This is a genomic window from Zooshikella harenae (assembly GCF_018837975.1).
GTDB lineage: Bacteria > Pseudomonadota > Gammaproteobacteria > Pseudomonadales > Zooshikellaceae > Zooshikella > Zooshikella harenae.
In genome coordinates, this window is the sequence record NZ_JAGSOY010000107.1 from 1 (window position 1) to 10238 (window position 10238).

The following is a 10238-nucleotide window of genomic DNA, read 5'->3' on the forward strand; positions in this document are numbered from 1 at the left end:
TAAATTTTTGTACTATAGCTGAAGGCGTTTCAATCATTTTTCGAACAAAATGAACTGAGTCAGGTTTAAAATCAACTCGGGTCAAAGCGCCTTTCCCACCAGGAGTCAAATGATTTTTTTCTAATGGAATACCCTCTGCAACAAATACATGACCATAAACATTCTCTGGTAAAGTCCCCATAATAATATCCATTTGACCAGAAGAAGCATTTAAGTCACCCTTCATAATCGAGTCAGGAAATGAAGAATCAGACTGTAAAATATTATTAGATAATGCAGTTTTGGGTAGAAACGCAGCCATAGTCGATGCTTTGACAAAATCCCTTCTTTTCATAAAAAATCCCTTTAGTTTAAATACTAACTATAGTGCGAACTCCAGACTTAAGGCTAAAAGACAGTGACATTTCTATTAAATAGAATTTGACAGTTTCACTATATTTTAGATATAAAAAACGTAAGGGTAAGTGATATCCTTATTAAGGAGTATAAGTATGGAAATAACAATAAGACATAGTGAACCAGCTGATATTAAAGCAATTAAGACAATATATGAACAACCCTCTTGTGTTAGCGGTACACTCCAACCTTCAGAAGCACTTTGGGAAAAACGTTTAACACAACCTGATAACGGCATATATAGTTTAGTTGCAGAAATTGATGGAGAAATAACTGGTCAGCTTGGCTTAAAAATAAACCCATCTCCTCGCCGAAAATATGTGGCTACTATAGGCATGGCGGTCAGTGAAACTTTTCAAAATAAAGGCACAGGTTCTGCGCTTTTAAGTGCAGCAATTGACCTTGCTACTAAATGGTTAGCCGTAAAACGTATCGAATTAGACGTGTATACCGATAATAAACCAGCAATTAGTTTATACAAAAAACTTGGCTTTAACATTGAAGGAACAGCAAAATCATTTGCTTTTAGAGATGGTGAATACGTAGATGTTTTTTTAATGGCAAGAGTTGATTGATAACTTCTTTTTACTATTTGTCATATAAAACAAATGCCCTCTATTAAATGCTGCAATAGAGGGCCTAGTGTTTATAATTATGCAGTTTCTAGACTAGTGTCTTTACAAGTACTGTTTAAGCTTTCTCCATAGACAGGGCGAAGAGCCCTCGCAACATCAGCTAGAGTGATCAAACCAATTAATTTACCCTCTTCAACCACAGGTAATATATGTGGCCGAGCAACGTTCATTTGTTTAGCCCGCTCTTCTAAAGATAACGTAGATAAATGTGTCGCTATTCCACTGTCTGTGACAGGAAATAATTTTTCCTTATCAATACACATAAACTCTACTAGATCAACTAATGAATCATTGGCATTAATCGCCATTATATCCCTGCTCATTAAGTCGACAACTTTCTGGTTTTCAACAGGAATATAACCCTGACACCATAGATCAACCAGTACATTGTGTATTGAAAAAAAGCCTACTAGTTGACCCTCGTTATTAACAACAGGTGCACCTTCTAAATCGCACTCTAATAATTTATCTATCGCAACAGCTGTAGGCATATCTACTTTAAGTGAAAAAACAGAATGCTGTAGTATCGATTTAACGGTTTGTTTTGTGCTCATCACAGAGATCTCCTTTGCGGGCAGTTTTTGCGTAGATTGGGTCTTTATTACTGAAACATTGGAATATACGGTTACAGTTTTATATTGAGTTTGTCGATAAATAAACCAGTTCGACAAGCCCACTAATACAGCCCCGCCAACAATATTGCCTAATGTGACAGGAATTAAGTTGGCAGAAATAAATTGCATCCAATTTAAATCGGCGAATTGGTCTGGGCTTAAACCTACTTGAGCCCAAAATTCAGGAGGCGCTATGCTTTGAATACTGATGCCCAACGGTACCATAAACATATTAGCTACACAGTGCTCAAAACCGCTACTAACAAACATAGCGACTGGCAAAATCACCATAAAAGCTTTCGTCAAAGCATTTGTAGCACTAAAGCTCATCCATATCGCAAGACACACCAGAAGATTACATAACACACCCAATGCAAAAGCCTGGATAGGTGTATGATGCAGCTTATGTTGTGCAATCATTAATGCGTTCACGCCCCACTGCCCATGATCCATTTGGTAAAGACATGCAGCCGATACCAGAATTAAAAGTAAAGATGCACCAATAAAATTGCCAAAATAAACCTTGCCCCAAATAGAAAGCATTTTTTTAAATGAAATTTGTTTATTGGCTACTGCAATACTAGACAAAACCGTGCTAGTAAAAAGTTCCCCCCCACAAATAACAATTAAAATTAGCCCCAGACTAAATGCCAATCCACCGGCAAGATGACTTAACCCCCACCCCACCTGGTCAGAACTACCTGTTGTTACAGTAATATAAAAGAGAAAAGCCAAACCAATAAATAGTCCAGCCATAATCGCCAGACAAATGCACATTGTTGTGCTTTTACTCGTTTTACTTAACGCATATTTTTCAGCTTCGCCCATCATTTCAGGTGGTGAATAATATTGTTTAGATAATGAGCTAGGTACTGACATAGATACTTCTCTCCCATCTATACATAACATATCTCCTTTAAAACATTGCACTAAGTCAGCAGCTGCTAGATCTGAAGGCCTTCATTAAGGTTACGAAGTATTTTACTTCCAGTAAAATTCATAATTCTTAGGCGTTACATAAACATTATTGATAGAGACAAAATTGCGTGTACAATAGAATGTAAACTTTTTTATTTGAAAGCCTTTCAAAATATACGCTTTGCAAAAGGCTAGCTATATATACCCATAACGAAGGGTTTTTAGGGGCGGCCGTCAAGTGATGAAGCCTCAGGAGCTTATATTAATAAGTGACTGGGGTGAAGAACGCTGACAACAAACCCTAAAAATGATTCGTGAAGGGTATATTTACGTTTAAGGTAAGAACGTGCGTTATTCATTAAAGCAATTAGCAGTATTTGATGCTGTTGCAGATTCAGGTAGTGTCAGCCAAGCAGCAGAAAAGTTGTCACTCACCCAGTCCGCTACCAGTATGTCCCTCGCCCAGCTTGAGAAAATTCTGGGACACCCTCTATTTGAACGACAAGGAAAGATGATGGCGCTTACGCACTGGGGGATGTGGCTAAGACCTAAGGCCAAAAAACTCTTACAAGACGCACAGCAAATTGAGTATGGTTTTCATGGGCAGCACCTCTTCAGTGGTGAAATCAAGCTTGGTGCCAGTCAAACTCCTGCTGAGCACCTTGTACCAGACCTTATCAGTATTATTGATAATGACTTTCCAAAAATTCGAATCACCCTAGGCGTTCAAAGTACTGATAGTATTATTAATGGTATTCTCGACTATCAATACGACTTAGGTATTATAGAAGGCCGCTGTGATGATAACCGTATAGCTCAAGAAGTTTGGTGCCGAGACCATTTAACCGTTGTAGCCGCTTCTCATCATCCTTTTGCCCAATGCAAGCAGGTTAGCTTAGCCCAACTGGAACAAGCAAAATGGGTATTGCGTGAACATGGCTCAGGCACTCGAAAAGTTTTTGATAGCTCTATTCACCATTTGATAACAGATCTTGATGTCTGGCGAGAATACGAACACGTCCCTGTATTGCGCAGCATGGTTGCGAATGGGCCTTATCTTACCTGCCTACCTTATTTGGATGTTGAGCAATTTATTGAACGAGGGCAACTTGTTGCACTCAATGTTCCAGAGCTTAATATGGAACGAACATTATCATTTATATGGCGTATCGATATGGTTGAAAACCCATTAGCCGAGTGCCTTAAACGTGAAGGTCTTAGAATGATGAAAAGTAGACCCAGTGTATTGTAATGCTAAAAAATTATTGTGATTATCCTCTTCAATATTATTGATTAAAATTAACGCTTGCCATGCGCCAATTTAATTGCATCGGGATGCAAACGTAAGCGCCACATTGCAACAACACCTAAAAAAGGTCCTATCGCTAAAAATGCAAATGCATAATGCCAGCTTGTATAATCAACCCACAAGGGAAGCAAATGGATAGTAACCAATGTTAAAAGAAAACCAACAGATGTTTGAACAGTCAACATAGTCCCACGATAAGCTGGTTCTGATAGTTCCACAATGCAAGAAGAAAACTGGGCAGAATCAGCTACAATAGCAACACCCCATACAATGCAAAGTGCTGTTAACAACCATGGGTTCCCTCCAAATAAAAAACCAACCAACAAAGCACAACTACCACTAATTAACATTGCTAAAATAGTGAGCGTTGTTCTACCTAACTTATCAGCAAATAACCCACCCAATAAACAACCTAAAGCACCTGCCGCAATCACTAGAAATGTAGCTGTATTCGCATAGAAACGAGCAATATCTTCGACCAAATTTAGCTTACTAAAACTTGCATGAAAAAAAACACCTATCCATGCCCACATAGCATACAGCTCCCACATATGACCAAAGTAACCTAAATTGGCTAATCGAAGCGATTTATCCTGCCAAGCTCGTAAACCCATTTTCCAGTGGAATACTGACGCAATACTATGTTGAGGTCCTAATCCAACAAAATGAATCAAGCCGCCAGCAATGAGTGCGCACACAGAAGCTACCTGAATAGTAAGTTGCCAATCAATACCTCCTATAGCATTAAACAAATGAGGCGACGCTGAACCCAATGTTAATGCCCCAACCAACAATCCAATTAATAACCCTGTATCTTTTTCAGCCCAACTCGCAGCAATTTTCATCCCTACTGGGTATAATCCAGCCATACATATACCCGTCGTAAAACGACAAAATATTACCCACCAGGATGTAGGATCAACAAGCAATATACTGCCATTACACGCAGCAGCCACTAATGCAGAAACGGAGAAAAAACGCCTGGGATCAAAGCGGTCTGACAACCCTAATAAAGCACTCACCAAAGTGCCTATCACAAACCCCACAGCAACACCACTGCTAAATAAAGATGCTTGCCAGTCTCCTAACTGATATTCACTACGTAAAATCGGTACAATAGCGGTCGCTGAAAACCACAGCGTTAAAGCAAAAACCTCACAAAGAATTAAAATACCTATCGACGTCCACTTTGATGATATCACTCGTGTATAAGCAGTCCTTTGCTCAAGCATAGGCATTAAAAAATCCTTATTTATTAGAATAATGTGTAGCGCTGTTTTTAAGGTAGTTTTAATTAAACTAGAAATGAATTATTAACCGCTAAGCCACACCCCCACATCAAAAATATAACTCCCACAGGTTTGGCTATTTTATTACCCCAACTTACATTTTTTTCGACAGCCATAATCGCACCTAATAAAAGCATCCAAAATACACTTCCCGTGCCTACGGCAAACATAAGAAGCATTAATGCCCAACAACACCCCACACAATAAATTCCGTGATGTAAACCTAATAGCCACGCCTGCCGGTAATGATGTCGGCCTTGCCAGTATCCCATGACAAAACTCAGTGGTGTACGACATTTATCTAAGCACTTATATTTCAGTGAACTAAATTGAAACACACCAGCCATTATCAACAAACCCGCACTGAGTAACCAGGTTTTATTACTCATAAATTCATAACCAAATAAATTTTGAGTGATTAACCACTGGCCAATGTGGGCAACAATCCCAAAAACTAACCACACTAATAAATAGCCTGCAATTAATATACTTATTAGTAACCAACGATCACTGTGACCAGAAGAAATCCGGTAAACAATTTGTATTAAAGGCAATGTTGTTGGCAGCATCATTGCAATACACATGAGCATCCAACCCAACAAATAAAGTATAACCGCAGAGGAAACAACCTGATGATGCATCCCATGAGCAGCAGGTCCGTGAAGAATATAGTGGCTATAAGGTGATTGCTCCCACCAAAATAATACTAACCACGCTACAACCACTAATAACAACGTTGTAGGAATAAATAGTGACTGCTGAAACTTGATTGCTTTCATTTTATTAAGCTTATCAGTGAAGTGAGACTTGCTTGATTTTGTGTATACCCTCACGTCTACTAACGATTGTTCACATTTTAGGGTATACACCAAAAGGAGACTAAAAATAACGTTGTACAGTAATGCAGTTAATTAAATTAACTCAATCATTCATGAAAAATCGAAGCCTCATTGAGCTTCAAATAAAAATTGTCCCTGAATGGCATTATGGCCCTGCATATCAATATCAAGTCCTAGTAAAGGCTGCTTCATCTTATAGTCAGAAGCCTTACCAACATATGCAGGTGCTCCGGGTACAGTTGAAAAAACCGTATCAGATAATGTGGAGGTGCCTGTTGGCCCTTCAAAAGGTTGAAGCTCTGCACTTATATCACTACCAATGCGGATAGTCCCTTTACCATCAAGCACTTTAAATTCAATAGGTGCCCGTTCTACAGCAACTACATCACCAATCAGTTTTACAAGATCAGCTACAGGTCCACCCAACTCCCCCTTATAAACACTTAATAATGCATCCGCTTGCTGCTCTGAAGATTGGTCATCGACGTACATCACAACACGCCAGTTACCTTCCATGATATTTCCTGGAATATGAGCAGTAACCGCAACAGTCAGCCCTGATACATCTAGCCCATTCACTGCCCCCTGATCAATGTGCCAGGCAATAATAGTATTACACGTGTCACCATCAGGGTCTTCTCCAACCCAACACGGGCACAAAATATTACAGTCGCACACTTCCAGTAACTTTCCTTCCAGCTTATAGCCCATGATATCCTCCATGATATTTGTTTGGTTGTTCTACCGCCTACGTAAGGTATATAGAAGTTTGATGACAATTCAAGACTTGGTGTACAGATATGAATGATAGCCATCAGGCTGTTGGCTTAAATTAATGTTTAGAGACAGACTGGAACTAAAAGCAGTCCATCACCCTTCATGAAGATTTGCTTACATAAATATGGCAGATTTCCTACAATTCACACAGGCATTTAGCTGTTTGCTCTAAGCCTGATTTGTAGCATCATGAACTCAACAAATCGCTGAGGGTCAGGAAGGCCACAGGAGCTTAGAGAAAGGAAGCAATCAGGATATTCAGCGAAGAAACCTAAGTAGCTTTAGGTTAAAGGATTGGCTAAAAGGACTAGCCACTAGGACGGTTAAACTAAAAACCTGCTAAATATAGCAGGTTTTTTTATGTCTTTATTTTCTTTTAACCAGTAAGCCATACCCTATCATAGTAAGTTTCAGCTTATTTTATGCTCATCACTGAGTTCTGCGAGCCAACACTTTAACAGCGAATTCAAGCTCTCTTGATCACTCGTTGAAAGTTTTGCAATAAAATCTCGCTGCAACGATAAGTGACACTGAAAAGCATCATCTATTAACGCTTCTCCTTCATTAGTTAACTTTACTAGCACTGAACGTCGGTCATCGCTACAGTGACTCCGTTCGATTAACCCCTTCTCCTCCAGCTTATCTAGTCGGTTGGTCATTGCACCAGAGCTAAGTAACATAGACTGATATAACTGTGTTGGAGAGAGTGAAAATGGCTCACCAGAACGTCTTAAAGTAGCCAATACATCAAACTCCCCAGGCTTTAAACCACAAGCACCATGGCATTGTTGTACAGCACGCTCAAGCTGCTTATAAATTCGGGTCAACCGCCCATAAATCGCCATGGGTAGTAAGTCATCTGATACTCCTTGTTGTTGCCACTGACTGACTAACCGATCAATATCATCTGCTTGTAAGTTATTATTTTTCATCAATTTGCCTCTACAAGATCACTCACTGCTAAAACAAAATCTTAATTAAAACCTTATAAACTGTGCAAGTATCTTTATATAAAGATACTTTACCAAGAGCTGATTATGCTTTATAGTGGAAAATATCTTTATATAAAGATATATCATATTAAGATAGATAGCTAATGGAAAAGCTATTTTCCGGAGCAACCTTTATGAGTAAACAACAACCACTTGATAACCCTCGGTCAGCGGGTTTTATCATATTACTGACGATTATTCTCATTGGTCTAAATTTAAGACCCAGTTTAGCCTCAATCGGCCCTCTGCTAGGTTCTATTCAGGCTGATATTCAGTTATCTTTTAGCGCAGCATCCCTACTGACCATGCTCCCCGTACTGACTATGGGACTGGCTATTTTTTCAGGCTTTAGTTTAGCCAAACGCCTTGGCGAAGCACGACTATTGACGTATTCAATTATTCTGCTGAGCGCAGCAACAGCTGCACGCTACTGGGTAGATTCAACATTAATGTTAACCATTACAGCCTTTTTAGCAGGGGTAGGTATCGCATTAATTCAAGCCCTAATGCCCGCTTTAATAAAAGCGAACTTCCCTACCAGGGTACCAGTTTTAATGGGTTTTTATATTACAGCCATTATGGGTGGTGCAGCGATTGCCGCTGCAGGGAGTCCTTATGTTGAAAATTTTTCGACCAATTGGCGATTGGGTCTTGCCTGCTGGAGTGTATTGGGCATAGTGGCACTTGTCTTGTGGATAATTAATCACAAGCACTTTCATTTCCATAGTGCTAAAGGCAAACAACCAGCACCCATTAATTATTGGACTCAACATCGTGCATGGACACTGGCCTTATTTTTTGGTTTAGGTACAGCCGCTTACACCTGTGTTTTAGCTTGGCTATCCCCTTATGCAATCGAGTTTGGTTATACGCAAAAAGATGCAGGCTGGCTCCTAAGTTTTCTAACCACACTAGAAGTTGTTTCAGGATTGATCTGCCCTATTATTGCTGCTCGCAAAAAAGACCGTCGCCCCGTCATCATGACGCTATGTTTCATGATGATGATAGGCTTTGCAGGCTTAGCCTATGCTCCTGAGAAAGGCTTATGGTTGTGGAGCGGATTCTTAGGCTTAGCGATTGGTGGCATCTTCCCAATGTCATTAATTGTCACGATGGATCATCACAGCAACCCAGTCAGTGCAGGTAAATTAACGGCTTTTGTCCAAGGTATTGGCTATATTATTGCTGCATTTTCACCATGGATTGCCGGCATTATACGAGATGTCATGACAAGCTTTGCAAATGCCTGGTTACTACTCGCCGTTTGTAGTGTAATTAGTTTAGTACTTGCTATGCTATTCCATCCACATCGCCACCTTGAACCAAAGGAGTCTGAAGCACCTTTAACACCTTCTGTTGCCTAGTAGCACCTTTAGTTGCAAACCGTGTTTCCAAGATAACTACTGCAACCCTTGTCCTGCGCCTAGCCGCAGGACTTTTTTATTCTCTGCTACAAACATATAATATACGTCAATATACTTATTTAAATATCTTTATTAAGCAGTTATCAATAGAATATCCTCAGTGAGCGGGGATAAAAATACATTACTCTAGAAGTAGGCTAAACAATGGAAATAACGACTCCCAGTCAAAAAGATTATTCTGAGTTAGTATCTGTTTGGGAATCATCGGTAAGAGCAACACATGACTTTTTAACAGAGCAAGATATTTTATTTTATAAACCTATGTTAGCGGACCAGTTTTTCCCTCAGGTCATTCTCAAGTGTATCAAAAATACTGATAACCAAATTTTAGGATTTATAGGTACAGCCGAAAATAATATTGAAATGCTATTTATTGACCCTGACTATCGAGGTAAAGGTGTAGGTAAAAAACTACTCACCTATGCACTTCATGAACTAGGTACGACTAAAGTTGATGTCAATGAACAAAACGATCAAGCGGTAGGTTTTTATAAACACTTAGGTTTTAAAGTCATTGGACGCTCAGAAAAAGACGGTATGGGCAAGCCTTTCCCATTGTTACATATGGAAGTAAGTTATGCGTGATATTTTTCATCAAAATAAAACATATACCCAGGGCAATTACCTATAAAATTGGTTCATGATTAAATGAACAGCTGTCGTATTTCGATTTACCGCAATAACATGGATAATGCACGTCGAACTGTTTGCCGCAAGTATGCAGCAACTATCTTGACAAACAACAGCCTCCAGGAAGAACTCATGACGTGTTCAAAGGGCATTATCCAGCTTTTAAGCAAATGGGCTTTAAAAAATTTCTGTTAAAAAATCTATAGTTATATGTGATTACCCTGCTTCTGCCACACTTTCAAACATTTATCGAAACAATAATACATTTTTTCCCTGGGTAGTCAGGCCAACTTAATCTAGCTTTTCAAAATAGCCAATTCATTTTAACGTCCCTTCATGAGTAACATTTAGATTTCGTTAAAAAAAGGGATAAAGACAGAGGACGGGTTTCATGAAAACAAATAAATTTTGCTTA

The 10238-nt window shown here is 39.2% G+C and carries 9 protein-coding genes and 1 pseudogene; 4 read left to right on the forward strand and 6 right to left on the reverse strand.

Translation table 11 applies throughout. The annotated features are described in order from the left end of the window. Positions 1-334, reverse strand: a pseudogene (locus KCG35_RS22420) (carotenoid oxygenase family protein); the annotation flags it as partial. A 157-nt stretch (positions 335-491) separates the two neighbouring features. On the opposite strand from KCG35_RS22420, the gene KCG35_RS22425 reads away from it, so the two are divergent. Next, entirely contained in the window at positions 492-971 is a 480-nt protein-coding gene (locus KCG35_RS22425) for a GNAT family N-acetyltransferase (protein ID WP_215822095.1), read from the forward strand. 77 nt (positions 972-1048) lie between these two features. On the opposite strand, the gene focA is transcribed toward KCG35_RS22425, so the two are convergent. Then, entirely contained in the window at positions 1049-2524 is a 1476-nt protein-coding gene (gene focA / locus KCG35_RS22430) for a formate transporter FocA (protein ID WP_215822096.1), read from the reverse strand. A 385-nt stretch (positions 2525-2909) separates the two neighbouring features. On the opposite strand from focA, the gene KCG35_RS22435 reads away from it, so the two are divergent. After that, positions 2910-3815, forward strand: coding sequence for a LysR substrate-binding domain-containing protein (locus KCG35_RS22435; RefSeq protein WP_215822097.1), 906 nt, complete (start codon positions 2910-2912; stop codon positions 3813-3815). A gap of 47 nt (positions 3816-3862) precedes the next feature. Here the strand turns inward: KCG35_RS22435 and KCG35_RS22440 are convergent, their stop codons facing one another. The 4 genes from KCG35_RS22440 to KCG35_RS22455 form a co-directional block, all read right to left on the reverse strand. Next, complete coding sequence (locus KCG35_RS22440) at positions 3863-5110, reverse strand: MFS transporter (protein ID WP_215822098.1); 1248 nt, start codon at positions 5108-5110, stop codon at positions 3863-3865. Between the two features lie 56 nt (positions 5111-5166). After that, positions 5167-5940, reverse strand: coding sequence for a DUF2182 domain-containing protein (locus KCG35_RS22445; protein WP_215822099.1), 774 nt, complete (start codon positions 5938-5940; stop codon positions 5167-5169). Between the two features lie 168 nt (positions 5941-6108). After that, positions 6109-6711, reverse strand: coding sequence for a DUF1326 domain-containing protein (locus KCG35_RS22450; protein ID WP_215822100.1), 603 nt, complete (start codon positions 6709-6711; stop codon positions 6109-6111). Positions 6712-7187: 476 nt separating this feature from the next. Beyond that, positions 7188-7709, reverse strand: coding sequence for a MarR family winged helix-turn-helix transcriptional regulator (locus KCG35_RS22455; protein WP_215822101.1), 522 nt, complete (start codon positions 7707-7709; stop codon positions 7188-7190). 194 nt (positions 7710-7903) lie between these two features. Here KCG35_RS22455 and KCG35_RS22460 point away from each other — a divergent pair, with 194 nt between their 5' ends. Both KCG35_RS22460 and KCG35_RS22465 read left to right on the forward strand, forming a co-directional pair. Next, positions 7904-9133 carry a cyanate transporter gene (locus KCG35_RS22460; protein WP_215822102.1) on the forward strand — a complete coding sequence of 410 codons (1230 nt, stop codon included), beginning with the start codon at positions 7904-7906 and terminating at the stop codon, positions 9131-9133. Between the two features lie 204 nt (positions 9134-9337). Next, on the forward strand, positions 9338-9778 hold the full coding sequence (locus tag KCG35_RS22465; protein ID WP_215822103.1) for an acetyltransferase: 441 nt from the start codon (positions 9338-9340) through the stop codon (positions 9776-9778). Positions 9779-10238: the final 460 nt, after the last annotated feature.

What these genes read in the sequence shown, in the direction of transcription:
- KCG35_RS22425 (WP_215822095.1), top strand. Translation starts at nt 492, where the DNA reads ATGGAAATAACAATAAGACATAGTGAACCAGCTGATATTAAAGCAATT.
- focA (WP_215822096.1), bottom strand. Translation starts at nt 2,524, where the DNA reads ATGTCAGTACCTAGCTCATTATCTAAACAATATTATTCACCACCTGAA.
- KCG35_RS22440 (WP_215822098.1), bottom strand. Translation starts at nt 5,110, where the DNA reads ATGCCTATGCTTGAGCAAAGGACTGCTTATACACGAGTGATATCATCA.
- KCG35_RS22445 (WP_215822099.1), bottom strand. Translation starts at nt 5,940, where the DNA reads ATGAAAGCAATCAAGTTTCAGCAGTCACTATTTATTCCTACAACGTTG.
- KCG35_RS22450 (WP_215822100.1), bottom strand. Translation starts at nt 6,711, where the DNA reads ATGGGCTATAAGCTGGAAGGAAAGTTACTGGAAGTGTGCGACTGTAAT.
- KCG35_RS22455 (WP_215822101.1), bottom strand. Translation starts at nt 7,709, where the DNA reads ATGAAAAATAATAACTTACAAGCAGATGATATTGATCGGTTAGTCAGT.
- KCG35_RS22460 (WP_215822102.1), top strand. Translation starts at nt 7,904, where the DNA reads ATGAGTAAACAACAACCACTTGATAACCCTCGGTCAGCGGGTTTTATC.
- KCG35_RS22465 (WP_215822103.1), top strand. Translation starts at nt 9,338, where the DNA reads ATGGAAATAACGACTCCCAGTCAAAAAGATTATTCTGAGTTAGTATCT.